The sequence below is a fragment of the Janthinobacterium sp. GW821-FHT03C10 genome (assembly GCF_059420865.1).
Window position 1 is genome coordinate 77563 of sequence record NZ_JBWKUN010000010.1, and the last position, 26233, is coordinate 103795.

The following is a 26233-nucleotide window of genomic DNA, read 5'->3' on the forward strand; positions in this document are numbered from 1 at the left end:
AGTTGGACGGTTTAGTTTGCTAGGTTGCCCAGGGCTGAGTTCTGTATTGCACGGGACTCAGCCCTTTTAGCTTGAGCTTGATGCGGTCGTGATTATAGTAGTGGATGTACTTTTTGATGCCGCGTTGTAGTTCATCGACGCTGCCGAACTTGTTCAGATAGAAGAACTCTGTCTTGAGCACAGCGAAGAAGCTTTCCATGGCCGCGTTGTCAAGACAGTTCCCTTTACGCGACATGCTCTGCACCACTTTTTTTTCTTGTAAGGCACGCTGATAAGCCGGCATTCGGTATTGCCAGCCTTGATCCGAATGCACGATGGGCCTCTCATCGTGCGTGAGCTTTTTCAAAGCCTTCCTGAGCATGCTGCCAACCAATGCGAACTCTGGATGCCTTGAGGTCTCAAATGCAATGATTTCACCGTTGTACAAATCCATGACCGGCGAGAGGTACAGCTTCTCGCCGCGCACCTTGAACTCCGTCACATCCGTCACCCATTTTTGATTGGCGCCATTGGCCTCGAAGCATCGCTTCAGGATATGCGGCGCTGCTTGTCCGACCTCTCCTTTGTACGACCGATACTTTTTGGGCCGGACCAGCGACTTGAGGCCGAGCTTGCGCATCAGGCTTTGAACGGTCTTGTGGTTGACCTTCTCGCCCAATTGTCTGATGGCCAAAGTGATGCGCCGGTAGCCATACCGCCCCTTGTGGCGAGCATAGATGGCAGCGATCTGCTTCTTCAGTCCTGCATATTTGTCACATGCCTGAGCTGCTTTCTGCTGATAGTAGAAGGTACTGCGTGGTATGCCAGCGAGCTCAAGCAATGCGCTCAACGGGAAATACTGCCTTAGCTCAGTAACTACTTGCGTTTTTTGCGCATTGTCGTACTTTGCCGCTTCTGCGCTTGAGCTAAGGCTTCTAACTTTTTTAGGTAAGCTACCTCCATGCGCAATTGGTTGACCTCAGCGACCAATTCGTCGTGGGTGCGTTCTGCGGGATCCGGAAGGGATTCGGACGGCTCTGTAGGTGGTAGTAAGGGCATTTGCTTGGGCTTTCCACGTGTGCGTGGAATCAGGGCTTCTAGACCACCGCTATGATAGCAGCGCTCCCAATGACTGATGATGCCGCGATTGCGGATATTGAATACGGCAGCGACTTGCCAGCAAGACAAATCAGCGGACCACATATGCTGCAACACGGAGAGCTTGAACTCTGCAGTGTAATGGCTGAACTTTTTTACCAGACCGTCAATGCCATGCGCTGCATGCAATTTAATCCACAATCTCACAGTTGAATGATGAAGATTGTGCTTGTCGGCAATCTGTTTATACCCCCACAGAACCGGACAAATATTGCTCGATAATGCTGAGTTTAAATTGCTCACTGTACTTCGACATGAAAAACCCCAAAAGTTGGTGTCCAACTTTTGGGGTTCAGTTCAAGCGCCGGTTTTTTCATCGCAAGCAGCAATCCTCAGCGGAACTTGCTCTTGTGCCCAGTCTTGAGGTCCAGCGCATAGCGCACGCCGTTGTCCGTCAGCATGACTTCATCGGGCGGCTCCTCGCCGGCCAGGGCGCCGTCGATCAGGGGCAAGCCTTCGCCTTTGCGCATCAGGTCGTCGCAGCGCTCGTACACGTTGACGCAGCCGGTGGACGCCATCAGCGATTGTACGATGGCTACTTTCCACGCATCGACGCCGCCGGCGTTGAATTCGCAGATCAGGTAACCTGGCACGCCGCCGAACAGCTGCACCACCAGGCCGGGCAAACCCTCGTCCTCGCCCTTGATCAGCGTCAGCAGCTGGTTGTCGCCCGCCTTCTTGATGGCGGGCAGTTTTTTCTCGATGGCGGCCTTGACCCTGCGCTTGATCAGCGCGTGGTCGACCGGTTCGTCTTCCTTGAAGCTCCAGATGCGCGCGCGGATCTGCGACTTCGAATTGTAGGCGGCGCGGGCGATGAATTGTTTCGAAGAACTCTGCACGATGGCCGTCGAGCCGGGCTTCATTTTTTCCTGCGGCTTGCCTTCGACTTTTTCAATCGCGGACGCGTAAATCCACGATTGGCCCAGCAAGCTCTTTTCCTTGCCCTGTTTGATGGTGATGATCAGCATGTAATTCCAGTAGTGTGAGCGGCGCGTGCCGCTCGTCGTATGTCCCACCGACATCATACCTCATGCCATCCTGTCGCATCCTCCTGCATTCCATGCCGCTGCCGGCGCAGTCTGTCGCAGCGCGCTACGCTGGCGCGGCCGGCTGGCATACCATGCACGCAGTCCAATTCAAAACAGGGAGCAAGAATGACACAGCCACTTTTCCACCGCCGTCACGCCAGCGCCGCGGCCGCCCTGCTGCTGGCCGCCTGCGCGCTGGCCATCCCGGCCGCGCCGGCGCTGGCCTCGCCGCTCGACTGGATTGCCGGCAACAGCATCCAGGGCAGCGGCAAGCTGCAAAAGCAGACGCGCGAAGTGGGCAGTTTCCATGCCGTGGCGCTGAACGTGCCGGGCACGGTCGAGCTGCGCATCGGCAACACGGACAGCGTCACCATCGAAGCCGACGACAATATCCTGCCGCTGATCGACACGGCCGTGGAAAACGGCACCCTGCGCATCCGCCCCGCCAAGCGCAACGCCAGCTTCCGCCAGAGCAGCCTGACCATCGTCATCCAGGCGCGCCAGGTGGAACGCGTCAGCGTGGGCGGCTCGGGCAACATCACGGCAACGGGCTTGCGCGCCGAGAATCTGCGCTTCGACGTGGGCGGCTCCGGCTCCATCAACGCGCGCGACCTCGACAGCCGCCAGGTTTCCATCGCCATCGGCGGCAGCGGCAGCTTCAAGGCCAGCGGCAGGACGGAGCAGCTGACGGCCTCGATCGGCGGCTCGGGCAATATCCAGGCGGGCCGCCTGGCCGCGCGCGCGGTGCAGGTAAGCATCGGCGGCTCGGGGGAGGCGCAAGTGTGGGCCAAGGATGAGCTGACCATCAGCATCGGCGGCTCGGGCGAAGTCAGCTACTACGGCGACCCGCGCATCAGCCGCAGCATGCAGCGGTCGAGCAGCATCAAGCACCTCGGCAGCGCGCCGAATTGATCAATCACAATGCAAAAAGCCCGGAGCGATCCGGGCTTTTTGCGTTTCAGACAGTCAACATCAGCGTGCCGGCTTGACCGGTTCGCGGTCGATCAGCACGGTGTTGACGCTGTCCGTCAGCCAGATCTGGCCATCCTGGATCGTGCATTGCAGCTGCATGGTGCGCTGCGCCAGCTTGCTCATGTCTTGCGCCGCCTCGGATGGCAGGTTGATCACGGTCAAGTTCTTCGCCCGTTCCAGCTTGTTCGCGATCTGCTTCCACCAGATGTGGCTGGTTGCGCCATAGCTGTAGACGATGACCTGCTCCGAACGGCCGCAGGCCTTCAGGATGCGCTTTTCGTCCGGCTGGCCCACTTCGATCCACAGCTGGATGGCGCCCGTCAAATCCTTCTGCCACAGGTCGGGCTCTTCCGTATCGAACAGGCCCTTGGTGAAGGTCAGCGCCTCGTCGGCGTGGATGGCGAACGCCAGCAGGCGCACCATCATGCGCTCATCCGTCTCGGACGGGTGGCGCGCCAGGGTCAGCGCGTGATCCTGGTAGTAATTGCGGTCCATGTCGGCGATCTGCAGATCGGCTTTGAAAATTGTTGCTTTGAGGGCCATCGTGTTTCTGTCTCGGTAAAGTGAATAATGAAGCCGGTATCAGCGGAAAACCACCGTCTTGTCGCCATTTTTCAGGATGCGGTGCTCGACGAACCATTTCACGGCGCGCGCCAGCACCACGCACTCGACGTCGCGGCCGATGGCCGTCAGGGTTTCCGCATCCATCGCATGGTCGACGCGCTCGACGTCCTGCTCGATGATCGGGCCTTCGTCCAGGTCGCCCGTGACGAAATGCGCCGTCGCGCCGATCAGCTTGACGCCGCGGTGATGCGCCTGCGCATACGGTTTGGCGCCCTTGAAGCTGGGCAGGAAGGAATGGTGGATATTGATGGCGCGGCCGTCAAGCGCCTGGCACAGGCCGGGCGACAGGATCTGCATGTAACGCGCCAGCACCACCAGGTCGATCTTGTGCGTGTCCATCAGCTCGATGATCTTCGCTTCCTGCGCCAGCTTGGCCGCTTCCGGCGCGCCGGCCGCCAGCGGCAGATGATGGAAGGGAATATTGTAGCTGGCCGCCAGCTGGTAGAACTCCATGTGGTTCGACACGATGGCGGGAATTTCCACGTTCAGCAAGCCGCTCTTGTAGCGGAACAGCAAATCGTTCAGGCAATGGCCGATCTTCGACACCATCAGCATGACGCGCGGCTTGACGCGCGCATCGTGCAGTTGGCCATTGAATTGGCCATTGCGCTGCATGACTTGCGACAAGGCGGCGAAGTCGCTGCGCAACTGGGCGTCGCTGACGGCGCCGTCTTCCAGCGCGAAATGCACGCGCATGAAGAACAGCTGGGATTCCTGGTCGCCGAACTGGGCGGAATCGAGGATGTTGCAGCCGTGATCGGCCAGGAAGCCGGAGACGCGGTGCACGATGCCGCGCTGGTCCAGGCAGGACAGGGTCAGGATGTATTCGGGATGCGTCATGGTCGCGGAATAAGGCAAAAAATTAGGGCTATGCTCGGCTCAGCCACGCGCGCCGGCCATCGGCTGCGCTGCCGCGAGCCGGCTATTGTCGCACGGCCGGGCCTGTAAACCTGCATTTTCCGCACAAGCAGCATGGCTGCCGGCGACGCCAAGCGGATTGACGTTCATTTGATCTGGCGCAAAGTCATCGCATTTTTCCTTCTGCCAGGCCTTATTCTCGCGCCAAACCGGTACCTGGCGTGGAACCTGGCACGCCATCCGGCGTCTATCTCTTTGCTTGTTTCACCATACGCCGCATCCGGTGCACCGGATGTTTTCTGGATCCGCTTTTCATTGAGGTAGAACATGTTCACAAACAGTATTTTTCCCAGTCTCAGCCCGGCCCTGAAGTCCCATCTCGAGGCCCAGTGCAATTTCGCCACGGAATTATCGCGCAAGATGTTCGATACGGCGCAGCAATTGAGCGAGCTGCATCTGCGGCTGGCGCAAGACTTGCTGCACGAGTGGAGCAACGCCAGCCAGCAACTGCTGGGCGCGCGCGACACGGGCGAGTTCATGTCGCTGGCCGCCGGCCAGTTGCAGCCCGGCAGCCACAAGCTGCGCCAGTACCAGCAGCAGCTCGGCAATCTCGTCGCCAACGCCAATGTCGAGATGAACCGCACGGCAGAGAACCACTTGCCCGAAACGAGCCGCACGGCCGTGGCCTTCGCTGACGAAGTGGTGCGCAAGACGGCGGAGGAAACGGAAAAAGCCACGCAGCGCCAGCGTGAAATGATCGAAAAAATGCACGCCACGGGCCACCGCGACGGCGCGGGCCGCAGCCACGATACCAACAGGCAATCCGATCAGGCGCGTTGAGCGCCTGCATAGACCACTTGACCCCCACTCGACAGCAAGGAGAGCGACATGGCTAGCAATCAAGGTAATGAACAGGGCAAAGGCGCTGGCAGCAGCCAGAAGGCCGGCGAATCGGGCAGCGCCAAAGGCACGAGCAAGCGCGGTTTCGCCGCCATGAATGAGGAACAGCAACGCGAAATTGCCAGCAAGGGCGGCCAGGCAGCCCATCAAAAGGGCACGGCGCATGAATTCGACTCGGAAGAAGCACGCCGGGCCGGGCAGAAAGGCGGCGAAGCCGTCAGCCGCAACCGCGAACACATGGCGGAAATCGGCAGGAAAGGCGGCGAAAGCCGGCAATCGGCCCAGCGCGCCAATGAAAACCGCAGCAGCACGGCGGCGCGCAGCGGCGGCAGCGAGCAGGGCCGCACCGGCCGGCAGGGCGGCAAGGACGAGGACGACAAGGGCTGACGGGGCAGGCAGGGCCCAGCGCGGCTTGACGCACAAGGCGCAGGAAGGCACGGGGCTTGGCGGCCCCGTGCAGGGGATGGCGCAGCGCCGGGCACGGCGGTATGGTACATTCTCGCCTTACCGACACCGCCGCGCCCCGCCCCGCCCTTCCCCGCATGCAGCCATCCCTGAAATACCTGAGCGCCTATTCCGAACAAACGCAAGCGCAAGTGCAGCAACTGATCGCCCAAGACAAACTGGGCGAGGTCCTGTTAAAACGCTATCCGAACGCGCACGACGTGCGCAACGACAAATCGCTGTACCAGTATGTGCAGGACTTGAAGAATGAATTCCTGCGTAATGCCGAGCCCATCAACAAAGTGGCGTTCGACAGCAAGATCCACGTGATCCAGCATGCGCTGGGCCTGCACACCTCGATTTCGCGCGTGCAGGGAGGCAAGCTCAAGGCCAAGCATGAAATCCGCGTGGCCACCATGTTCAAGGAAGTGCCGCTGGAATTCCTGCGCATGATCGCCGTGCACGAACTGGCGCACGTCAAGGAAAAACAGCACGACAAGGCCTTCTACAAGCTGTGCACATATATGGAACCGCAATACCACCAGTACGAATTCGACGTGCGCCTGTACCTGACCCAGCTCGACCTGTCTGGCCAGCGCCTGTGGTCGTGAAATCCTGGTCGTGAAATCCTGTTCGTGAAGTCCTGGTCATGACGTCCTGGTCATGACGTCCACGTAAAAATGCCGCCCGGCATACACAGGGCGGCATTTTTCCTGATGCGTCGGCATGGCCGGCGCCATGTTCAGGCTCAGGCGGCGTTCTTGCGGCGAAGCATGAAGCCCAGCAGGCCCAGCCCGCCCAGCAGCATGCCATAGGTCGCCGGTTCCGGCACGGCGCTGACAGTGGCGGCGATATTATCGACCTGGAAGGTGTGCAAGGCGCCTTCGCGCCACGTGGCCGACAGCAGATTGCTGAAACCCGTGAACGTGTAGTCGGCGAAGGTGTGGCCGCCACCGAGGGTGAAGGTCTGGGTCACCGTGCCGCCGCCCACCTGGTGGCCGACGAAGGTCACGTCAAAGGAACCGGGCAAGCTGACGAAGTCGGCCAGGCTGATCGAGCTCAGCGAGAATGCGGCGCCATCGGCACGGCTCAGGGTGGTCGTCGACAGGGGCGTCGCACCGAGACCGGCCGAGCCGGCATAGGCGAAACTGTCCTGGTGTGCCGAACTCAGCAAGCCTAACCAGCTGCTGTCGAAATTGTAGCCGCCTTCGGAATAGGATTTGAAGGTGGAAGCAAAGTAGCCGGCTTGCTCCAGCGGATCGAAGGTGATCGTGGTGGTCTGTGCCTGGGCACCAGCGGAGGCGGCGAGAATGGCGGCGACAGCGGTCGCTCGCAAGAGGGTCATAGGTTTCAAAATAGCATCCTTTCGAGATGATGAAGTAGCGTGGCTGTGGCAACTTGAAACGGGTCGGCACCTTTTTTGGGGAGTCTGTACAACGCTCGTCGGTGTCCGATATTCCTAACTTTTGAACCCTGCCAGTAGACCACACCCATGCCTGAAAAGCATCTTCATTTTCAAAAAAACATGCCAACATAGTAATTTTTTTGCCATATTTTTATTAATTAAATCACCAAGCCCGATCAGTTTTCCCGTGCGGAAATAAAAAAGCCATGCAGTGCGCATGGCCTTCTTCAAGCGGCAGGAAAACTAGTTGGCCGGCAAGGATCGCGGTGCCAGGCAAAAACGGAATTACGGCGCACACTCCTTCAGACGCAGCACCAGCGCTGCAGGATCGGCGTCGGCATTCAGGAACGCCGCGTGCTGCGGGCGGATGAAGCCCTGCTCCTTGCCGTTTTGCACAAAGGCGATCAAGCCGTCATAAAAACGGTCGACATTGAGCAAGCCGATGGGCTTGGCGTGCAAGCCCAGCTGGGCCCACGTGAGCATCTCGAACAGCTCTTCCAGCGTGCCATAGCCGCCGGGCATGGCGATGAAGGCATCGGACAGGCTGGCCATCATCGCCTTGCGCTCATGCATATCCTTCACGATGAACTGGCGCGTCAAGCCCATGTGGCCCACTTCGCGCTCCACCAGCTGGGTGGGAATCACGCCCGTCACCTCGCCGCCCAGGCGCAGTACTTCATCGGCGATCACGCCCATCAAACCCACCTTGCCGCCGCCATACACGAGCGAGATATTTTCCGCCACCAGCACGCGCGCCAGTTCGCGCGCCGCCACGGCATAGTCCGGCGAGACGCCCGCGTTGGCGCCACAGTACACACATAAAGCCTTGATCACAGTAATCCCTAGCCTTTCAATTCATCGATCGCCGCCTCGACCTCGAGGCGTTCCTTGGCGTCCAGTGCCACGCACTGGGCCGCCTTTTCATACAGGGCCAGCGCTTCCGCCAGCTTTTTCTTTCCATCGAGCATATTCAACGCGCGCGCATATTCGCTGTGCGCCAGCGCCGAATGGGGCGTCAGGGCCAGCGCCGTCTTGAAGTGCTGGTAGCCGTCTTCCTTGTTGGCGCCGTAGGTCAGGCTGCCGATCATGGCGCCGACCTTGTCGATAATTTCCGTATGATAAATCCCAAACGCGATATGCGCTTCCGCATGCATGGGCGCCACCGTCATCGTGCGGTCCAGGCTGTTGCGCACGCGCGCCCCCATGCCCTGCGCCAGGGCCTTGACGACGGACGTGCCCAGCGCGTAGCGGCCCAGGCTGTAGGCATGCCAGTAGTAGCCGGCCGGATTGTCCGGCTGCTCGCTCTGCTGGCGCTCGCAGCGCTCGGCCACTTCTTCGTACATGTCGAGTTTCTGGCTGTCGTCCACTTCCAGGTGCGTGGCATAGATGCAGGTGGCCTTGTGCGCGACCGCATAGCCGGGCACGCCGACGGCCAGGCCCAGCTTCACGGCACGCTCGAAGTCGCCCGCATGGAAGGCCAGCCAGGCCTGCAGCAGCGCCGGGTGCGTGGGAAACGGTTCCACGTCGCCCGCATGCAGGCGCGACCAGGCCGCTTCCAGGGATTGCGGCGTGTAGACATATGCAGCGTCCGGATAGGGAAATTGTTGCCAAGCCATATCTCTCTCCTGTAAATGACGACGCGGCGCCAGCAGCCGTGTCAGTCGTTCTTGAGTTTGGTCACATACTCTTCCGACAGTTTGCGAAACAGCAAATGCGTTTCATTGCGCAAATAGGGCCCGATCAGGGACAGCACCTGGTAGCAGCCGCGCGCCAGCGCATCGGACATCGATTGCTGCTCGCTGTACTTGCGCGGGTTGCGCACGTACTCGTACGACAGCCAGTAGGTGGCGACGACGACCATATTCGTCGCCATGGCAGCCACTTCCATGTCCGACGCCTCGAGCGACTGTTCGCTGCGCAAATCTTCGCACAGCTGCGTGGCCACCTTGATCTTGTGGGCCAGGATCAGCTTGAAGTGCAATTCCAGCTTGCGGTTGCGCGACAACAAATCGTTGAGGTCGCGATAGAAAAAGCGGTAGCGCCAGATCAGTTCGAACATCAGGTGCAGGTACAGCCAGACGTCCTCGATATTCGAGCGGCGCCCGTCGGGCACGGTGAGGATGCGTTCGATTTCCGCCTCGAACTGGACGAAGATCGAGTTGACGATGTCGTCCTTGTTACGGAAGTGGTAATACAGGTTTCCCGGCGAAATGTTCATCTCTTCCGCAATCACGGTCGTCGTGATATTCGGCTCACCAAACTCATTGAACAGGCGCAGCGACAACTCCAGGATGCGTTCGCGGGTACGGCGTGGTGCTTTTTGTAGCATGGCGGGCAATCTCTCTGTGTTCTGCCTCAAGCATACCACCTAAGATAGCCGTAATGAAACACTCCGCCCCATGGCGCCGGCGAATAAGGCAGACAAAAAAAGCCTGCGCAAGCAGGCTGGAGGAATGCTGCGCCAGCTCAGGCGGCCGGCGCTTTTTTCTTCGCCGCCGGCCTGGCGGCGAGTTTGCCAGCGGGTTTGTTCACCGGCTTGCTCGCGGGCTTGGCCGGGGCCTTGGCGACGGCTGTTTTCGGCGCTGTTTTCGGCGCCGCCTTCACGGCGGGCTTGGCCACGGCCTTCGGCTTGGCCGCCGGCGCGGCCTTGGCCGACAGCGCCGCCACCTGCACGTTCAAGGCATCGATCCTCGCGTGCAGCGCGGCGATATCGTGTTGCATGGGCACGCCGATGGTGGCCAGCGCCCGCGCCACGCGCTCTTCGAACACCTGTTCCAGCTTGTCCCAGGAACCGCTGGCCTGCTTGCCCACGCCGTCGGCCAGCTTGCCGACGCTGCCGCTGACATCGGCCACCTTGTCTTCGGCCCGCTTCTGGAATTCCGTGCCCTCCTTCACCAGCCGGGAAAACACGCGTCCGCCCTCTTCCTGCGCCTTGGCGAAGGCGCCCAGGCCCGCCTGCCAGATCTGCTGCGCGGACGAGCGCACGGCGCTCGCCAATTCCGTGTCTTCCGCCAGTTCCTTCAATTTCTTCACCATCGCCAGCTCCCGTCATGTGAAAGGCCATGCCACTTCATGGATATTTTTATTCTAGTGAGCAAAACTAGAGACGGGAGTCTAATTCGATAGCGAACTGCGCCCCAAGGTGCGCCAGCGCACGCGGCGGCCGGTCGCTTGCACGCGGCCAGCGCCTAGGCCGCCGCTTTCACGGGGCCATGCAGCAGCTTGTGCAGGCGGAAGCCTTCGCGGATATTCTCGCGCAGCACGGCGCCCTTCCACGGCTTGGTATAGAAGCGGTCGACGGCGCCGCGGTTGATGGCCGCCATGATGGGCGTCAGGTCGGCAAAGGCGGACAGCATGATGCGGAAGGTGTCGGGACACAGGTGCTTGACCCGCTCCATGAACTCGGTGCCGCTCATGAGCGGCATGCACTGGTCGCACAGGATCACCTGCACCTTGTGGCGCGCCAGGATATCGAAGCCCTCGGCGGCCGTCTGCGCCGTCAGGATGCGGTAGCCGTCCTGCGCCAGGAAGTCGCTGAGCACGTCGAGCATGAAGACGTCGTCGTCGACGATCAGCAAGGTTTGCTGCTCGTCGCCGCCATCATCCTGCGGCGCCTGCAGCTGCTTGCCTTTCATCAGCATCTGCTCGAATTCTTCCTGCGGCACGGGGCGGCTGAAATAATAGCCCTGCATCTCGTCGCAGCCGTGGCGCCGCAGATAGGCCAGCTGCGCATCGTTTTCCACGCCTTCGGCGATCACTTCCAGCTTCATGCTGTGCGCCATGCTGATGATGGCCAGCACGATGGCCGCGTCGTCCGGATTGCTGGTCACTTCGCGCACGAAGGCGATGTCGATCTTCAGCTTGTCGATGGGGAAGCGCTTCAGGTAGGCCAGGCTGGAATAGCCGGTGCCGAAATCATCGATGGAAATCTGGATGCCCAGCGCCTTCAGGTTGCGCAGCACGGCGATGGTTTCCTCGGCGTTCGACATCAGCGAACTTTCCGTCAGCTCCAGCTCCAGCAGGTCGGGCGCGATATCGTGCTTGCGGATGGCCTTGAGCACCTCTTCTTCCAGACCGCCGACGAAGAACTGGATGCCCGACACGTTGACCGACAGGTGCACGGGGCCGATGCTGCTGGCGCCCCACTCGCTGATCTTCTTGCAGGCCTCGTCGAGCACCCAGTTACCGACGCGCACGATGAGCCCCGTCTCTTCCAGCAGGGGGATGAACAGGGCCGGCGAGACCATGCCGTGGCCGGGACGGCGCCAGCGGATCAGCGCCTCGGCGCCGCTGATGCGCCCCGAGATGATATTCACCTTGGGCTGGAAGAACAGCACGAATTCCTCGTTGTCGATGGCGCGCCGCAGGGCATTTTCCATGTCCAGCCGCGCCATTGATTGCGCGTTCATTTCCGCCGTGAAGAAGCGAAAGGCGTCGCGCCCCGCTTCCTTGGCGCGGTACATGGCCGTGTCGGCATATTGGATCAGGGTATCCGCATCGGCCGCGTCATCGGGGAACACGGAAATGCCGATGCTGACCGTCACCGTCACCTCGTGGCCCTGCAGCTCGAAGGGCTTGCGCATCGCCTCGCGGATCTTGTCGACCACGCCCACGGCATGCTGGGCGCCTTCGGGCAGCAGCAGGATGGTGGCAAATTCATCGCCGCCAAAGCGGCCGATGGTATCGCGCACGCGCAGGCAATCGACGAGGCGGCTGGAAAACTGGCGCAGCAGGTCGTCGCCGATGGTGTGGCCCAGGGTATCGTTGATATTCTTGAAGCGGTCGATGTCCATGAACAGCACGGCCACAGCCCACTGGTGCTCGGCCGCCTGGGCCAGCGAATGGGTCAGCGAGGCGTAGAACTGGCCGCGGTTCGGCAAGCCCGTCAAGGTATCGAAATGGGCCAGCTTCATCAGGCGCTGCTCGGCATCCTTGCGCTCGGTGATGTCGCGCGCCACGGCCACCAGGATCCAGCTCTGCCCAGAGCGCAGGGTGCGCCGCTGCACTTCCACCGACAGGGGCGAGCCGTCCTTGCGCTGCAGCTGCAATTCCGTCATCGGGCCGCCCTGGTCGCCGGCCAGCAGCTTGTTGTACAGTTCTTCCAGCTGGGCTTCGCCCTCGTGCGCGCGGCCCGGCCCCACGCGCAGGAAATCCTCGCGCTCGAAACCGAGCATGCGGCAAGCCGTCTGGTTGACGTCGACGAAGCACATGCCGGCGCGGTCGACGAGGAAAATCGCATCGGCCGTGGCGTCCATCGCCAGGCGGAAGCGGCGCAAGTCTTCATCGAGGCGGATGCGCGCCGCCATGTCCAGGGTCAGCTGCTCGTGGTGGCGCTTGATCTCGTCGTACAGCAGCAGGTTGTCGTAGGCGACGGCGATCTGCGCCGCCACCGTGGCGGCGACGCGCTCGTCGACCTCGGAAAACTCGTTCGCCCCCAGCTTGTCGACCAGGTACAGCCAGCCGTGGCTGCGCTCGCGCGAAGCGATGGCCACGCCCAGGAAGGAATGCACGGGCGGATGCGTGTCGGGCAAGCCCAGCGCGCCAGGATCGCCCTTCAAGCCATTGACCCGGTAGGGCTGGCGCTGCTCCAGCAAGCGGTTCAAAATGCCCGTGCGCGGCGCGCTGGCGATGCGCTCGAGGTTTTTCTCGGCGCCGCACGAGGAAAAATAGCTGAGCTTTTCGGCGCCCTCTTCCAGCACGCCGATGCAGGCGTACTTGGAGACGCAGATATTCTGCGCCACCTTGCAGCCCGCCTCGATCAGGGCGCGCGGATCGCGTTCGGCGCCCAGCTCGATGCCGAGCTCGATCAGGGCCGTCAGGCGCAGGCTCACCGCCTGCAGGCTAGACAGCGAGCGCGACAGGCGCTCCGTCATGACGCCCAGGTCTTCGGGAAGGGCGGCCTGGCCCTCGCGCTGGCTGGCCAGCTGCGAAATCTGCTGGCTGCTCGATTCGAGTTCGTCGAGGTAGCCGCTGACCTGGTGCTCGATGCCGGCCAGCTTGCCCGTGGCGGGCAGGGCCGCACCGCCGCCGGCCTCCGGCGCCGCCGGCACCTGGACCACCGCCGGCATCAGTCCCAGCGCCTCGTTGACGGTGCGCACGATGACTTCCGGGTCGGACGGCTTGGGCAGCACCCAGCGCACGCCGCACGCCTGCGCGAGCAGGATCGCCTCCTGCTCGCGGTAGGTGGCCGTATAAAAGATGATGGGCACGTCGGTCAGCGCCGGGTCGGCATGCACGCGCGTGACGAATTCGTAGCCGTCCATGTTCGGCATGAGGATGTCGGAGATGATCAGGTCCGGCCGCTCGGTGCGCAGGATTTCCAGCGCGTCGGCGCCATTGGCCGCCTCCAGCAGGCGGTGGCCGCCGTAGCCCAGCAGCGCGGTGAGGAATTCGCGGTTCAGCACATGATCATCGACGATCAGGATGGTGGCTATGTCGTTTTTAACTGGCGTCGACGGCGCCCCGGGTAAAAAAGACTCCAGCTCCGCCACGAACAGGTCGGGCTCGATCGGCTTGCCGATGTAGCCGTTGAAACCGGCTTCGAGCAGGCGTTCGCGGTCGCCCACCATGGCCAGCGCCGTCACGGCCAGGGCCGGGATCTTGCGCAGCAGCGGGTCTTTTTTCAGTTCCGCCACCACGCCATAGCCATCGAGCTTGGGCAAATGCACGTCGCAGATGATCAAGTCCGGCAATTCGCTGCGCGCCATGCGCACGCCCTCTTCGCCGTCGTAGGCGGCCAGCGGCGTGTACCCGAAGGCACGCAGCAGGTACACCATCAATTCCATATTGGTGGCGTTATCTTCGATAATCAGTATACGTGCGGACAATTAGCGCCCCCAATAAAAACTGCATGGACTCATTTTCTGCCTGCGTTCAACTTTCCGCTTGCGCGGCCAACATAACAATCCTACAACATCTTGCCATATATCCAGAGAAATAGGTGGCCACCGGATGTCTGCGGAACGGGGCAAGCGGCCTCAAGAACAAATTTCCACGCCTGTCTTCCGGCATTAGCTTAATACAGTACGCCAGTGGAAAACAGCATTTTCTGTGCCTTGCTCTGTTAAACAAGAGCAACAGCAGAGTCAAAAGAGACAGTCTTGCCATGCAGACAAAACACAACAGGGCTCAGGCGAAATGGGAGGCCGAAGGGGGCTGCGCGACTTCGTCCTTGATAGTGATTTCCGCCAGCAGCTGGCGCAGCACGCGCGCATCGCTGGCCAGCGCCACGTGGCCGATGCCGCCGAAGGGCAGATTGCGCGCGCCGGGCAGCTGCGCGGACGCTTGCGGCGCGACGATATTGTCGTGATGCGAATACATCGACGTGATCAGCGCGCGCAGCGCCGGCGTCTCGCCGGCGGCCAGCTGCGCCAGCCAGGCGTCCGGCGCGCCATCGACGCGGCTCATCTGGCGGGCATTCGCGCCCGCCGCCAGATTGGCCAGCGCCGTACCGTGGTGCGGCGTGCCGATGGTGATGATGCGCGCCACGCGGGCCGCGCCATGGCGGCGCAGCCAGGCGCGCGCCACCAGGCCGCCCATGCTGTGGGCAACGAGAATCACGCGGTCGCTGCCCGTGCGCGCGCACAGCGCCTCGATGGCTTGCTCGACCTGCGGCACGAATTCTTCGATGTCGGCGCCTATCGGTTCCAGGTCGACGCCGTCGTGCGCGATGCCGGCCCGCGCCAGCTGCCGGCTCAGTTTTGTCCAGTAGCCGCGGTTGCACACATAGCCGTGGATCAGCAGCACGGGCGGCCCCTGGCCAGCGACGTTGTCGGCCACATGCAGGCGCGGACGCAGCATGCCCCACGACGAGGTCCACAGGGTGGCGCGCAGCTCGCCGAAAAACAGGCGCGCGGCGCCCCCGGCACCCAACTGGTGTTGCGCCGGCACGGGGCTGCCGGCACGCCGGCTTTCCCAGAAATTGCGCGCCACGATCAGCGCGCGCACGGCCAGCAGCATGGCGGCCCCCAGCAGCACGGCCAGCACAGGGGAAGCGACGCCCCACGCCTGCATGGCCAGGTACGCCAGACCCAGCACAGCCAGCACCTGCAGCAGCATCAACCACTTGAGGATGCGCGCGATCATGCCGTGGCCGAGGCGGGCATGGGAACGGGCGCGGGTTTACCCGTCAGCTCCCGCGCCAGGCCGCTGGCCAGGCGCGCGGCCAGCGCATAGATCGTCAGTTGCGGATTGGCGCCGATCGAGGTGGGAAACAGCGAGCCGTCGTGCACGGACAGGTTGCGCACGCCGTGGTAGCGGCCGTCGGCGCCCGTCACGCCCAGGCGCGCATCGTCCGACATGGCGCAGCCGCCCATCACGTGGGCCGAGACAACCCTGGCGAGCAGCGCCTGCATCGGCAAGGCGCCGATGGCCTGCTTCGCTTGCGTCCAGCTGGTGTAATGACTGGCCATCTCGTGCACGGGATACACGCTCCTGGCGCCGGCGGCGAACTGGATTTCCGCCATCGACAGCAGCGCGCGCCGCACGCCATCCCAGATGAACGGCGTGAGCGGATAGTCGAGCACGGGCGCGCCGAAGCTGTCGATGGAGACGCTGCCGCCGACCGACTCATGGTGAAAGCCGTCGCGCAGCAGGGCCAGCAAGGCATGCGCATGGGGGAATGCGCGCATGGTGCGCGCGTGCTCGTCGCCGAAGCCGCCCATGGTGGTGGCCATCAGCAGCGGGTGCAAAGGCGGCGCCTCGAGCTTGTAGCCGATGGGGCCGTCGATGGGCGCCGTGTGCAGGAAATGGTCGGAATAAATCGTCTGCGGCGCGCCCGCGTAGGCGTCGACGCGCTGCGGGAACAGGCCCGCCGACACCACCGTCGGATGCAAGAAGGTGCGCCGGCCCAGCAAGCCGTGCGGATCGGGCGCCTGCGAGCGCAGCAGCAGGGCCGGCGAATTGATGGCGCCGCCGGCCAGCACAAAGTGTTTGGCGCGCAGCGTCAGGCGCACGCCCGTGGGCGCCTGCCCGGCCGCGTCCAGCGCCGTCACCTGCAGGCTGTCGATGCGCTCGCCCTTGAAGATGAAACGCTCGGCGCGCGCATGCACGAGCAGGCCGGCGCCCAGCGCCAGCGCCGACGGAATCGTCGTCACCAGCATCGACTGCTTGGCATTCGTCGGGCAGCCCATGCCGCAGTAGCCGAGGTTCCAGCAGCCGTTCACGTTGCGCCGGATGGCGGCCGTAGGGATACCCAGCGCCGTGGCGCCACGGCGCAATAAATCGTTGTTTTCATTGGGCGGCGCGGCCCAGTCGCTCACGTGCAGGCGTTTTTCCATCATGGCGAACCACGGCGCCATGGCGTCCACCGAATAGCCGGACAAGCCAAAGTGCCGGCGCCAGTAATCGAGGGTGCCGGGCGGCGTGCGAAAACTCGAGGTCCAGTTGACGGTGGTCGAACCGCCCACCGTGCGCCCTTGCAGGATATTGATCGCCTTGTCGCGCGTCTTGCGCGCGGCCGATTCCTGGTACAGCGCGGGATAGGCGTCCGCTTCGCGCATCTTGAAGTCCTGCGAGGACTTCAAGCCGCCCTCTTCGACGATCAGGACGGTCAAGCCGGCCAGCGCGAGGATTTCCGCCGTCACGCCGCCGCCGGCACCGCTGCCGATGACGACGACGTCCGCCTCCAGGGTGCGGTCGGTGCTCAGGGTGCTGGCGTCGGTGACGTTCCAGCCGGCGGCAAGGCCGGCGGCGATGGGATCAGGAATGGGGGATGTGCTCATGGATGCCTTATGCGCTCAATTCGGGCAGCGGTCCCGGATAGCCGATGGCGGCCCACTGGGCGGCATCGGCATACCAGGCGCCGAGGATCAGGTCGTGCAGCGCCAGGTAGGCCGTCTGCAGGGTGGCCAGGCGGTGCGTGCGCCACGATTGCAGAAAGGCGGCCACCTGGGCCGGGTCGGCCCCGGGCCAGCCGCCTTTTACGCCGGCGACGAAGCGCCGCGCGGGCGCCAGCGCCAGCAAGCCGAACAGGTCCTGCACTTCCTGCTGCGCCGTCAGGGGCAAGCCATGGATGGCCGTGTCCACGCCGGCGATGGCGCCATCGAGCGCCGCGGCCCGCGCGGAGGCTTCCTGCGGCAGCGCGCTGCCCAGCATGGCCGGCACGATGGCCGCCAGCGCCGCGCGCGCCCCGCCGTCAAGCACGAAGCGCCCCGGCGGCGCCGGTCCGCGCACCAGGCGGTAGGCGGCGCCGCCGGCCGCCAGCGCACAGGCCCCAAACACGCCCAGCTTCAAAAACGATCTGCGTCGCATTCCCATGTCTCCCCTTGTCTTGTACCGCCTTTTGCAGGCCAGTGTACGCCAAAGGCAGCGCCGCTCCGCGCGCAAAAACTAGAGCGGGCCGTCTAGTTTGCGCGGCTGGAAGCACAGCAGCAGCATGGCCAGCAGCGCCGCCAGCGCCCCGCCGATGGCGATGCCGGACAAGCCGAAGGCGACGATCAGCACACCGCCCAGCGCCCCGCCGGCAGCCGTGCCCGCATTGAAGGCGGCGATATTCAAGCCCGCCGCCACCGCGTCGCTGCCCGGGCAATGCTGCTGCGCCAGGCGTAGCAGCCGCATGGTCGACAGGGTCACGAGGGCAAAGAACAGCAAGCCCAGGGTACCGCACAGGGCCAGCATGGCCAGGGGATGCGTGCGCAGCGCATAAAACCCCAGCAGGTTGAGCGCCAGCGCGGCCAGGGCAAGCACGGTGCAGCGCAGGGCGTGGGGGCGGTCCGCGCACCAGCCGCCCAGCAGGTTGCCGCCGATGGCGCACGCGCCAAAGCACAGCATGGCGGCACTGAGCCAGCCCGCATCGAGCCCGCACAGCTGCAGCAGGAACGGCGAGACATACGTGAAAAAGCTGAAGGTGGCCACGCTGACCAGCGCCGCCACGCCGGCCGCCAGCAGCAGGGGCGGCTGCAGGATGGCGCGCAGGCTGGCCAGGGCCGAGGTGGCGGCGGCCGGCCGGCGCGCGGCCGGCATAGCGTAGCGCAAGCCGGCACCGCCGCACAGGGCCAGCACGCCGATGGCCATAAATACCCAGCGCCACGACGAGACGGCGCCCAGCCACGTCCCCAGCGGCACGCCGCCGGCCAGCGCCAGGGTCAGGCCCAGCCAGACGATGGACAGCGCCCGTCCCGCGCGGGACGGGTCGACCAGGCTGGTGGCCGCATGCGAGGCGACGGCCATGAACACGCCATGCGCGAGGCCGACGGCAAAGCGCACACCCAGCAGCGCACCCAGCGCCGGCGCGGCCGCCATGGCCATGCTGCCGGCCGCCAGCACGAGCATGGTGGCCACCAGCACCTGGCGCACGGGCCGGCGCGCCAGCAGGGCCGTCAGCACGGGCGCGCCGATGGCCGCCCCCAGCGCATACGCGGCGATGGCGCCGCCGGCCGCCGCCGCGCTGGCGTGCAAGTCGCGCGCCATGGGCGACAGCAGGCCGGCGGCGATGAATTCAGACAAGCCGAAGGCAAAGCTGCACAAGGACAGCCAATAAATGGAAGGAGGCAGCGCGCGGCTGCGCGGCGAAACGTTGGACATGGCATTCCCGACAATCAAAAACGCCATGCTGGCCCCTGGACCATCATCTGTAAAATATCTTATTTATCTTGAAATGAGACTATCTACGTCTCATTGAGCAGCGGACAGCCGCAGCTGCGCCAGCAGCCGCTCGCGCACGGCAGACGTGCGCCGCGGGTCCCACGCCATGTACAGGTCGAGCTGGCGCAAGGCCTCGGGCGCGCTGCTTGCCAGCGGCAGCATGACGACGCCGGCAGGCCTGGACGCCGCCAGGCTGGCCGGCAGCAGGGCCACGCCGAAGCCTGCCGCCACCAGCCCCAGCACCGTCTGCAAGCGGCGCGCCTGCTGCACCACGCGCGGCACGAAACCCGCATGCAGGCACAGGCTGGCCAGCTGGTCGTGGAAACCCTGGCCCAGCTCGCGCGGCGAGGCGACGAAGTCGTCACCGGCCAGGTCAAGCAGGTCCACGCGCGCCTGGCCCGCGCAGCGGTGGTCCGACGGCAGCGCGATCACGATGTCTTCGCCGGACAGGCGCTCGAAGCGCAAGCCGGGCGTGCCGCGCCCGGGCGCGCGCAGCACAGCGATATCGACCTCGCCCCGTTCCAGCCACTCGACCTGCTGCTGCGTCGACGCTTCGCGCAAGGTGAATTGCACGGCGGGCGAGGCGGCGCGGAAGGCGCGCAAGGCGTTCAATACGTGGGCGTAGGGCGTGATGTGGATGAAACTGAGGCGCAAGTGCCCCTCGATGCCTTGGGCCACCCGGCGCGTGGCGGCCACGCCCTCTTCCAGGCTGGCCAGCACCTGGCGCGCCGTGGCCAGGAAAGCATCCCCCGCCGAGGTCAGGCTGACCTTGCGGTTGGTGCGCTCGAATACGGGGTAGCCCAGCGCGTCTTCCAGGCGCAGGATCGCCTGCGACAGGGGCGGCTGCGCCATGTGCAGCCGTTCGGCCGCGCGGCGGAAATTGAGTTCCTCGGCGACGGCGATGAACTGGCGCAGCAGCCGCGTCTCGATCATGGGCCTTTTTTGGCGACCGCCAGGATATGCCGCGCGATGCCGCGCAGGATATTGACTTCTTCCGTCTCCAGCCCCGTGCGCGAAAACAGGCGTTTTAAACGGGGCATCAGCTTTTTCGGGTTGTCGGCGTCGAGGAAATCGATGGCCACCAGCGCCTGTTCCAGGTGCGCATACATGCCGTCGACCTGCGCCAGGCTGGCCGCGTCGCCATGGAAACCGACGGGGCTGGCCGCCCGGGCCTCGTCCGACGCATCGAGGGCCGCCACGCGGCATTCATAGGCGACGACCTGCGCCGCCTGCGACAGGTTCAGCGAGGAGTACGCGGGATTGGCGGGAATGTTGATCAGCACATTGCACTGCTCGACGATCTCGTTGGGCAAACCGAAGCGCTCGTTGCCGAAGATGACGGCCGCGTGCAGGTCCGTGCCGGCGGCCAGCTGGCCGGCGATGGCGCGCGGGGTGGTGACGGGCGGCGAGAACTCGCGCAGCCGGGCCGATACGGCCGCCGCGTAATTGCAGCCTTCGAGCGCCTCGGCGATCGAGCCGACGATGCGCGCGCCGGACAGGATATCCTGCGCGCCGCTGGCGAAGGCCACCGCTTCCGCATCCGTCAAGGCGTCGGGAAAGCGGGGATTGACCAGCACCAGATCGGAAAAACCCATCGTTTTCATGGCGCGCGCGACGGCGCCAATGTTGCCAGAGCGACTAGTTTCGACAAGAATAAATCGCAGGCGTGTGAAAAGAGACGTGTTGATTTCGGGCAGATTCATTTAAAATAGCGCTATTGCGCGGTATCGATACAGGAAATTTCGGGAAACGGAGTCACAAAACGCTGACGCCAGGCCGGGATTTTAACCACTTCGGCACCGCTCCGCTCTTTAATTCATTCTTGCACTCTATCGTACCGGCGCCGCAAGGCGGCCATGGGCGGTCGCGTGCTTTTAACGGAAGCTCACATGCACCCAATGCTCAACACGGCGATCAAAGCCGCCCGCCGCGGCGCCGCCGTCATCAATCGCGCCTCTTTTGACCTCGACCGCGTCGTCGTCACGGAAAAACAACATAACGATTTCGTCACCGACGTCGACCAGGCGGCCGAACAAGCCATCATCGAGGTGCTGTCCAAAGCCTACCCGGACCACGCGTTCCTGGCCGAGGAATCGGGAGCTTCCGCCAACTCGCACGACGAGAATGAATATCAGTGGATCATCGACCCGATCGATGGCACCACCAACTTTATCCACGGCTTCCCGCAATACTGCATCTCGATCGCCCTCGCGCATCGCGGCGTCGTCACGCAAGCCGTCATCTACGATCCGGTCCGCAACGACCTGTTTACGGCCACCAAGGGCGCCGGCGCCTACCTGAACGAAAAACGCATCCGCGTCACCAAGCTCGACCGCATCTCGAATGCCATGCTGGGCACCGGCCACGGCGCCGGCCCGCGCGCGCTCGACGAATACCTGAAGATGTACCAGATCATGGCCGAACGCAGCCAGGGCGTGCGCAGTGCCGGCTCGGCCGCGCTGGACCTGGCCAACGTCGCTTGCGGCCGCCTGGACGGCTTCTACGAAAAAGGCTTGAAGCCTTGGGATATCGCCGCCGGCGCCCTGATGATCACGGAATCGGGCGGCATCGTCGGTGAATTTTCCGGCGAATCCGAATACCTGTACAAGGGCGACGTCATCGCCGCCAGCCCGAAGATCTTCGGCCAGATGATCACCCTGCTGGCGCCATTCGCCTGATCGCCAGGCGCGCCCTGATGTAGAAAAGCTGCCGGAGGAAACTCCGGCAGCTTTTTTTTGCCCTGGCCAGCCCTCAACCGCCCCGCATGGCCGGCAGCAGCACGCGGTAAATCTGCAGGAACGCCGGTCCCATCAGCACCACCATCAGCGACGGGAAGATAAAAAAGATCAGCGGGAACAGCAGCTTGAGGGCGATCCTGGCCGCCGTTTCCTCGGCGCGCTGGCGCCGCTTGGTGCGCAGCTGGTCGGACTGCACGCGCAGCGACGCAGCGATGCTCGTGCCGAAGCGCTCGGCCTGGATCAGCAGAGTCACCAGCGCGTCCACATCTTCCACCCCGGTGCGCAGGGCCAGGTTGCGCAAGGCCTTGTCCTTGGCGCTGCCGGCGCGCAGCTCCAGCGTCACCAGTTGCAGCTCTTCGGCCAGGACCGCGCTTTTCAAGCCGATCTCCTGCGCCACGCGCGCCAGCGCCGCATCCATGGCCAGCCCCGCTTCGACGCACACCGTCATCAGGTCCAGCGCATCGGGAAAGGTCTCGAATACTTCGCGCTGGCGCTGTTTCAGGCACTGCGACAGCCAGAGATTGGGCAGGTAATAGCCGAGGGCCGCCGCCGCGACCAGCCACAACAGCATATTGTGCCCGCCGTGGCGCAGCAGGAAGTACGCCAGCAGCGGCAAGCCCACGGACAAGGCCGTCTTGGCCGCGTAAAACAGCGCGGGCGCGGCCTGGCTGCGCCAGCCGGCATGGACGAAGCAGCTGCGGATGGGCGAACTTTCCCAGCCCTCGTCGGGCAGCGACAGCCTGGCCAGCGGGCGCGTCAGGCTGACGGCATGCGCCAGCCAGCGCCGCCTGGCATGGCGCCCACTATCGCCAGCGGCGCCGGCGTCGCCCAGCGCCTGCAGCCGCTCCTGCACGGCGCTGCCGGCGACCATGCGCAGCACCAGCAAGGCCAGCGCGAAAACGATCAGGAACAGCAGGCCCAGCAAAGCCAGCTGCGCCGCGCTCATGCCGCTCATCGTGTTTTTTCTTTCATGTCACACCCGGATATGGATAATTTTTCTGATGCAGAGCACGCCAACCATCAGCAAGCCCAGCGCCACGCCGACCATCTTGCGCCCGCCCCCATCCGTGTACAGCACGGCGATAAACTGCGGATTCATCACGTGCATCATCAGCGCCGCGCCGAACGGCAGCAGGCCCAGGACCCAGGCCGACATGCGCCCTTCGGCCGACAGCACGCGCACATGGCCCAGCAATTTCAGGCGGTCGCGGATGATGGCGCTGATGCTGCTCAGCAATTCAGTCAGGTTGCCGCCCGTTTCGCGCTGGATCAGCACGGCGATGACGACATAGCGCAAGTCCGTGCTGGGCACGCGCGCGGCCAGGTTGCCCAGCGCATCGGCCATCGCGACGCCGAAACTGACTTCGTCGAACACGGCGCGAAATTCCTCGGCCAGCGGCCCCGTCATCTCCTCGCCCACCATTTTCAGCGCGGTGGGAAAGGCATGGCCGGCGCGCATGGCGCGGCCCATCAGGTCGAGCGCATCCGGCAACTGCTGCTCGATGCGCACCAGCCGCCGGCTCCTGGCGCGGCGCACCAGCAGATACGGCAGCATGGCGCCGCCCGCGCCCAGGCCCAGGCGCACATACCAGGGCAGGGACAGCGCGCCGGCCAGCAGCAGGCCGGCCAGCGCGCCGAGTGCGCAATAGCCGAGGAAACCGGCCACCAGCCAGCGCATGCCCGCCTGCAGCAGCAACTGCTCGATGCGCCGCGCGCCGGGTAAACCTTCCAGCACGCCTTGCAGAAACGGATGGACGCTCAGCGGGCGCTGCTTGGTGATCGACAGCGCCTGTTCGCCATCGCTGGCCGTATACATGGCTTGCAGGCGCCGCGCCACGCGCGCCGCGCGCGGCCCCCGTGCCGCCTGCCACGCCAGCCAGGCGCCAGCCACCAGCAGCAGGACGGCCAGGAAAATCAACAGATAGACCAGGTAGGAAAGCATGGCGGGTCAGCGTCCCGCCGCCGTGGGTTCGAACAGCGAGGCCGGCACGCCGATGCCAAAGCTGTTCAGGCGCTCGAGAAAGCGCGGGCGGATGCCGCTGGCCGAAAAATGCCCGACCACCGCGCCGCCCTCGGCCACGCCCGTCTGCCGGAAACTGAAGATTTCCTGCATCGTGATGACCTCCCCTTCCATGCCCGTGATTTCCTGGATCGACGTCACCTTGCGCTTGCCGTCGATCAGGCGCGACACTTGCACCACCACCGACACGGCCGAGCTGATCTGCTGCCGGATAGCCTTGCTGGGCAGGTTGGCCGCCGCCATGCTGATCATGTTTTCCAGCCGCGTCAGCGCGTCGCGCGGGGTGTTGGCGTGGATGGTGGCCATCGAGCCTTCGTGGCCCGTGTTCATGGCGCCCAGCATGTCGAGCGCCTCGGCGCCGCGCACCTCGCCCAGGATGATGCGGTCGGGCCGCATGCGCAGCGCATTGCGCACCAGCGCGCGCTGGCTCACTTCGCCCTTGCCTTCGATATTCGCGGGCCGCGTTTCCAGCCGCACCACGTGCGGCTGCTGTAATTGCAGTTCGGCCGCGTCTTCCACCGTGACGATGCGTTCGGTATTGCCGATAAAGCCGGAAATCACGTTGAGCATGGTGGTCTTGCCGCTGCCCGTGCCGCCGGAAATGAGGATGTTCATCTTCGCCTTGCCCAGGCCCTGCAGCACCTCGGCCATCTCCGCCGTCATGCTGCGGTAGGCGACCAGGTCGGCCAGGCGCAGCGGATCGACGGAAAAGCGCCGGATCGACATCACGGGGCCGTCGATGGCCAGCGGCGGGATGATGGCGTTGACGCGCGAACCGTCGGGCAGGCGCGCATCGACCATGGGGCTCGATTCGTCGATGCGCCGGCCCACGCGCGAGACGATCTTGTCGATGATCTTCATCAGGTGGGCGTCATCGTCGAAGCAGACGTCGGTCAGCTCCAGCCGGCCGCCGCGCTCCACGTAGACCTGCTGGTGGCCGTTGACGAGGATGTCCGACACGCTGGCGTCCGACAGCAGGGTTTCCAGCGGGCCGAAGCCCAGCATCTCGTGCTGGATGTCGCGCGTCAGGCTCCTGCGCTCGGCCTCGTTGATGACCACCGCCTCCTCGTCCAGCAGGCGCTCGACCAGGGCGCGCAATTCTTCGCGGATGCGCTCCTGCGACAGGCGCTGCATGCTTTCCAGGTCGACCCGTTCGAGCAGCAGCCCATGGATGCGCAGCTTGAGGTCGCGGTAGCCGCGGTTGTCGATGGCCGCCATGCGTTGCGGCGCGAGCGCGGCGATCTTGGCGCTGCCGAGCCGTTCGCGGATGGACAAGGCGGCGATGGGAGAACCAGCCATGAAATGCTCCTGTTCTATGATGTGGATCAAGCGCGTGAATCAGGCGCGCCGCAGGACGCGGCCCAGCCAGCCCTGGCGCGCCGTGCCGGCCGCGCCGCCAGCCAGGCTGGCGGCGAATTCCTGCAGCGAGCGGGTGATCGGGCTGGCTTTGTCGAGCTGTAAAATCGGCACGCCCTGGTTGACCGAGGCGGCCGCCGAGGCGTAGTGATTCGGCACCGTGCGGTAGACGGCCGTGCCATACGCCGCTTCCAGGTCGCGCAGGCGGATCTCGCCGCCCTTGTCGTGGCGGTTGACGATGATATGCACCTTGTCACTGGCGTATTCGAGCGAGCGGAACATGCCCAGCAGGCGCTTGCCGTCGCGGATGTAGGGCAAGGTCGCCTGCAGCACGGGAAAGATCATGTCGGCGTGGTCCAGCGCGCGCACGCTGACGGCATCGAGGTTGCGGCCCACGTCGAGCACGATGAAATCGTACTGGCGCCTGGCCTGCCGGATGATGGCGTCGATGTGTTCGGGCGCCACTTCGCTGGCGTGGGCCGGGTCCTCGGGCGCGGCCAGCACGCTGTAGTTGGGCAGGATGTGCAGCATGCTCGATCCCAGGAACGAGGAATCGAGCCGGTGGATGTCGCGCGTGACGTCCGACAGCGTGGCCAGCGGCTTGTGCTCGGAGACGAACAGCGAGGCGTCGCCAAAATGCAGGTTCATGTCGATCAGGGCAACGCGCTGCTGGCCGCCGGCGGCCAGCGCGTAACCGAGGTTGCTGGCGATGAAGGTGGCGCCGCTGCCGCCCTTGCACGAGATGAAGGCCAGCACCTTGCCATGGCCATGCTCGCGCCGTTCCAACTTTTCCTCGATGCGTTCGAGCGCCGCATACAGGCTGGCCGGCGCGGCGGGAAACGGCAGCACGTCGCGCACGCCCGCGCGCATGGCCTGCAGCAGGAATTCGGGCGGCTGCTGGTGGCACAGCACGATGAGGGCCATGCGCGGATGCAGGTTGCTGAGGCGCTCGATGGCGGCCAGGTCGGCGCCGTCGTTCGACGGGCGGTCGAAGATCAGCACGTCGGGTGGCGACGGCGCCGCCTGCAACGGTTCGAGCGTTTCGCCGCCCGCGCTGATCTCGTCGAGCCGGTTGCGGCCGCGCAGCAGCTGGCCCAGCGCGGACAGCGTTTTTTCATCCCTGGAATTGATGGCGATTTTCACGATAGGCCTTGCTGGTTCTGTGATG

The 26233-nt window shown here is 64.2% G+C and carries 24 protein-coding genes and 1 pseudogene; 5 read left to right on the forward strand and 20 right to left on the reverse strand.

Annotated elements, in window-relative coordinates:
* Nucleotides 1-19: 19 nt before the first annotated feature.
* Both AC07VH_RS26420 and AC07VH_RS26425 read right to left on the reverse strand, forming a co-directional pair.
* Nucleotides 20-1393, reverse strand: a pseudogene (locus tag AC07VH_RS26420) (IS3 family transposase).
* Between the two features lie 76 nt (nt 1394-1469).
* Entirely contained in the window at nt 1470-2105 is a 636-nt protein-coding gene (locus tag AC07VH_RS26425; protein WP_475413651.1) for a class I SAM-dependent rRNA methyltransferase, read from the reverse strand.
* A 186-nt stretch (nt 2106-2291) separates the two neighbouring features.
* Between AC07VH_RS26425 and AC07VH_RS26430 the strand changes: the two genes are divergently transcribed.
* Nucleotides 2292-3077: a head GIN domain-containing protein gene (locus AC07VH_RS26430; RefSeq protein ID WP_494789229.1), complete on the forward strand. Its 786-nt coding sequence runs from the start codon at nt 2292-2294 to the stop codon at nt 3075-3077.
* 60 nt (nt 3078-3137) lie between these two features.
* On the opposite strand, the gene AC07VH_RS26435 is transcribed toward AC07VH_RS26430, so the two are convergent.
* Complete coding sequence (locus AC07VH_RS26435; RefSeq protein WP_070291303.1) at nt 3138-3680, reverse strand: YaeQ family protein; 543 nt, start codon at nt 3678-3680, stop codon at nt 3138-3140.
* Nucleotides 3681-3719: 39 nt separating this feature from the next.
* Nucleotides 3720-4601 (reverse strand): formyltetrahydrofolate deformylase, encoded by an 882-nt coding sequence (purU, locus tag AC07VH_RS26440; RefSeq protein WP_494789230.1) that lies wholly within the window; start codon nt 4599-4601, stop codon nt 3720-3722.
* Nucleotides 4602-4946: 345 nt separating this feature from the next.
* Here purU and AC07VH_RS26445 point away from each other — a divergent pair, with 345 nt between their 5' ends.
* The 3 genes from AC07VH_RS26445 (at nt 4947) to AC07VH_RS26455 (ending at nt 6574) form a co-directional block, all read left to right on the forward strand.
* Complete coding sequence (locus AC07VH_RS26445) at nt 4947-5459, forward strand: phasin family protein (RefSeq protein ID WP_475413654.1); 513 nt, start codon at nt 4947-4949, stop codon at nt 5457-5459.
* A 48-nt stretch (nt 5460-5507) separates the two neighbouring features.
* Nucleotides 5508-5906: a KGG domain-containing protein gene (locus AC07VH_RS26450; RefSeq protein ID WP_475413655.1), complete on the forward strand. Its 399-nt coding sequence runs from the start codon at nt 5508-5510 to the stop codon at nt 5904-5906.
* Between the two features lie 155 nt (nt 5907-6061).
* Complete coding sequence (locus AC07VH_RS26455) at nt 6062-6574, forward strand: YgjP-like metallopeptidase domain-containing protein (protein ID WP_070304061.1); 513 nt, start codon at nt 6062-6064, stop codon at nt 6572-6574.
* Between the two features lie 137 nt (nt 6575-6711).
* Here the strand turns inward: AC07VH_RS26455 and AC07VH_RS26460 are convergent, their stop codons facing one another.
* The 12 genes from AC07VH_RS26460 to AC07VH_RS26515 all read right to left on the reverse strand — a co-directional run bounded on the left by AC07VH_RS26460 (nt 6712) and on the right by AC07VH_RS26515 (nt 20654).
* Complete coding sequence (locus AC07VH_RS26460; protein ID WP_475413657.1) at nt 6712-7308, reverse strand: PEP-CTERM sorting domain-containing protein; 597 nt, start codon at nt 7306-7308, stop codon at nt 6712-6714.
* A 345-nt stretch (nt 7309-7653) separates the two neighbouring features.
* Nucleotides 7654-8199, reverse strand: a complete 546-nt coding sequence (locus AC07VH_RS26465; RefSeq protein WP_489630869.1) for an LOG family protein — start codon at nt 8197-8199, stop codon at nt 7654-7656.
* A gap of 11 nt (nt 8200-8210) precedes the next feature.
* A complete protein-coding gene (locus AC07VH_RS26470; protein ID WP_489628218.1) occupies nt 8211-8984 on the reverse strand; it encodes a tetratricopeptide repeat protein in 774 nt (257 codons plus the stop codon).
* Between the two features lie 41 nt (nt 8985-9025).
* A complete protein-coding gene (locus AC07VH_RS26475; RefSeq protein ID WP_034758777.1) occupies nt 9026-9697 on the reverse strand; it encodes a TetR/AcrR family transcriptional regulator in 672 nt (223 codons plus the stop codon).
* 137 nt (nt 9698-9834) lie between these two features.
* On the reverse strand, nt 9835-10404 hold the full coding sequence (locus AC07VH_RS26480; RefSeq protein ID WP_494789231.1) for a phasin family protein: 570 nt from the start codon (nt 10402-10404) through the stop codon (nt 9835-9837).
* 152 nt (nt 10405-10556) lie between these two features.
* Nucleotides 10557-14195, reverse strand: coding sequence for an EAL domain-containing protein (locus AC07VH_RS26485; RefSeq protein ID WP_494789232.1), 3639 nt, complete (start codon nt 14193-14195; stop codon nt 10557-10559).
* Nucleotides 14196-14496: 301 nt separating this feature from the next.
* The gene (locus AC07VH_RS26490; protein WP_494789233.1) at nt 14497-15453 is read right to left on the reverse strand and encodes an esterase/lipase family protein; all 957 of its coding nucleotides are present in this window, start codon (nt 15451-15453) and stop codon (nt 14497-14499) included.
* Nucleotides 15450-17090, reverse strand: a complete 1641-nt coding sequence (locus tag AC07VH_RS26495; protein ID WP_494789234.1) for a GMC family oxidoreductase — start codon at nt 17088-17090, stop codon at nt 15450-15452. Before AC07VH_RS26495 ends, AC07VH_RS26490 begins: the two co-directional genes overlap by 4 nt.
* A gap of 7 nt (nt 17091-17097) precedes the next feature.
* Nucleotides 17098-17625, reverse strand: a complete 528-nt coding sequence (locus tag AC07VH_RS26500; RefSeq protein WP_494789235.1) for a hypothetical protein — start codon at nt 17623-17625, stop codon at nt 17098-17100.
* A gap of 72 nt (nt 17626-17697) precedes the next feature.
* Nucleotides 17698-18891, reverse strand: coding sequence for an MFS transporter (locus AC07VH_RS26505; RefSeq protein WP_494789236.1), 1194 nt, complete (start codon nt 18889-18891; stop codon nt 17698-17700).
* A gap of 90 nt (nt 18892-18981) precedes the next feature.
* A complete protein-coding gene (locus AC07VH_RS26510) occupies nt 18982-19884 on the reverse strand; it encodes a LysR substrate-binding domain-containing protein (RefSeq protein ID WP_494789237.1) in 903 nt (300 codons plus the stop codon).
* Nucleotides 19881-20654 carry an RNA methyltransferase gene (locus tag AC07VH_RS26515; RefSeq protein ID WP_475413666.1) on the reverse strand — a complete coding sequence of 258 codons (774 nt, stop codon included), beginning with the start codon at nt 20652-20654 and terminating at the stop codon, nt 19881-19883. The genes AC07VH_RS26510 and AC07VH_RS26515 overlap by 4 nt, the downstream gene beginning before the upstream one ends.
* Before the next feature lie 195 nt (nt 20655-20849).
* On the opposite strand from AC07VH_RS26515, the gene AC07VH_RS26520 reads away from it, so the two are divergent.
* Entirely contained in the window at nt 20850-21629 is a 780-nt protein-coding gene (locus AC07VH_RS26520) for an inositol monophosphatase family protein (RefSeq protein WP_475413728.1), read from the forward strand.
* Nucleotides 21630-21702: 73 nt separating this feature from the next.
* Here the strand turns inward: AC07VH_RS26520 and AC07VH_RS26525 are convergent, their stop codons facing one another.
* The 4 genes from AC07VH_RS26525 to AC07VH_RS26540 form a co-directional block, all read right to left on the reverse strand.
* Entirely contained in the window at nt 21703-22635 is a 933-nt protein-coding gene (locus tag AC07VH_RS26525) for a type II secretion system F family protein (RefSeq protein ID WP_494789318.1), read from the reverse strand.
* Nucleotides 22636-22662: 27 nt separating this feature from the next.
* A complete protein-coding gene (locus AC07VH_RS26530) occupies nt 22663-23631 on the reverse strand; it encodes a type II secretion system F family protein (protein ID WP_494789238.1) in 969 nt (322 codons plus the stop codon).
* Between the two features lie 6 nt (nt 23632-23637).
* Entirely contained in the window at nt 23638-24984 is a 1347-nt protein-coding gene (locus AC07VH_RS26535) for a TadA family conjugal transfer-associated ATPase (protein ID WP_494789319.1), read from the reverse strand.
* Between the two features lie 63 nt (nt 24985-25047).
* A complete protein-coding gene (locus AC07VH_RS26540) occupies nt 25048-26208 on the reverse strand; it encodes a CpaE/TadZ family protein (protein ID WP_475413668.1) in 1161 nt (386 codons plus the stop codon).
* Between the last annotated feature and the right edge of the window lie 25 nt (nt 26209-26233).

Coding starts and splice junctions, on each gene's coding strand:
- AC07VH_RS26510 (WP_494789237.1), bottom strand. CDS start 19,884: ATGATCGAGACGCGGCTGCTGCGCCAGTTCATCGCCGTCGCCGAGGAA.
- AC07VH_RS26445 (WP_475413654.1), top strand. CDS start 4,947: ATGTTCACAAACAGTATTTTTCCCAGTCTCAGCCCGGCCCTGAAGTCC.
- AC07VH_RS26460 (WP_475413657.1), bottom strand. CDS start 7,308: ATGACCCTCTTGCGAGCGACCGCTGTCGCCGCCATTCTCGCCGCCTCC.
- AC07VH_RS26505 (WP_494789236.1), bottom strand. CDS start 18,891: ATGTCCAACGTTTCGCCGCGCAGCCGCGCGCTGCCTCCTTCCATTTAT.
- AC07VH_RS26490 (WP_494789233.1), bottom strand. CDS start 15,453: ATGATCGCGCGCATCCTCAAGTGGTTGATGCTGCTGCAGGTGCTGGCT.
- AC07VH_RS26525 (WP_494789318.1), bottom strand. CDS start 22,635: ATGAGCGCGGCGCAGCTGGCTTTGCTGGGCCTGCTGTTCCTGATCGTT.
- AC07VH_RS26450 (WP_475413655.1), top strand. CDS start 5,508: ATGGCTAGCAATCAAGGTAATGAACAGGGCAAAGGCGCTGGCAGCAGC.
- AC07VH_RS26520 (WP_475413728.1), top strand. CDS start 20,850: ATGCTCAACACGGCGATCAAAGCCGCCCGCCGCGGCGCCGCCGTCATC.
- AC07VH_RS26495 (WP_494789234.1), bottom strand. CDS start 17,090: ATGAGCACATCCCCCATTCCTGATCCCATCGCCGCCGGCCTTGCCGCC.
- AC07VH_RS26425 (WP_475413651.1), bottom strand. CDS start 2,105: ATGCTGATCATCACCATCAAACAGGGCAAGGAAAAGAGCTTGCTGGGC.
- purU (WP_494789230.1), bottom strand. CDS start 4,601: ATGACGCATCCCGAATACATCCTGACCCTGTCCTGCCTGGACCAGCGC.
- AC07VH_RS26430 (WP_494789229.1), top strand. CDS start 2,292: ATGACACAGCCACTTTTCCACCGCCGTCACGCCAGCGCCGCGGCCGCC.
- AC07VH_RS26530 (WP_494789238.1), bottom strand. CDS start 23,631: ATGCTTTCCTACCTGGTCTATCTGTTGATTTTCCTGGCCGTCCTGCTG.
- AC07VH_RS26470 (WP_489628218.1), bottom strand. CDS start 8,984: ATGGCTTGGCAACAATTTCCCTATCCGGACGCTGCATATGTCTACACG.
- AC07VH_RS26455 (WP_070304061.1), top strand. CDS start 6,062: ATGCAGCCATCCCTGAAATACCTGAGCGCCTATTCCGAACAAACGCAA.
- AC07VH_RS26500 (WP_494789235.1), bottom strand. CDS start 17,625: ATGGGAATGCGACGCAGATCGTTTTTGAAGCTGGGCGTGTTTGGGGCC.
- AC07VH_RS26435 (WP_070291303.1), bottom strand. CDS start 3,680: ATGGCCCTCAAAGCAACAATTTTCAAAGCCGATCTGCAGATCGCCGAC.
- AC07VH_RS26515 (WP_475413666.1), bottom strand. CDS start 20,654: ATGAATCTGCCCGAAATCAACACGTCTCTTTTCACACGCCTGCGATTT.
- AC07VH_RS26475 (WP_034758777.1), bottom strand. CDS start 9,697: ATGCTACAAAAAGCACCACGCCGTACCCGCGAACGCATCCTGGAGTTG.
- AC07VH_RS26480 (WP_494789231.1), bottom strand. CDS start 10,404: ATGGTGAAGAAATTGAAGGAACTGGCGGAAGACACGGAATTGGCGAGC.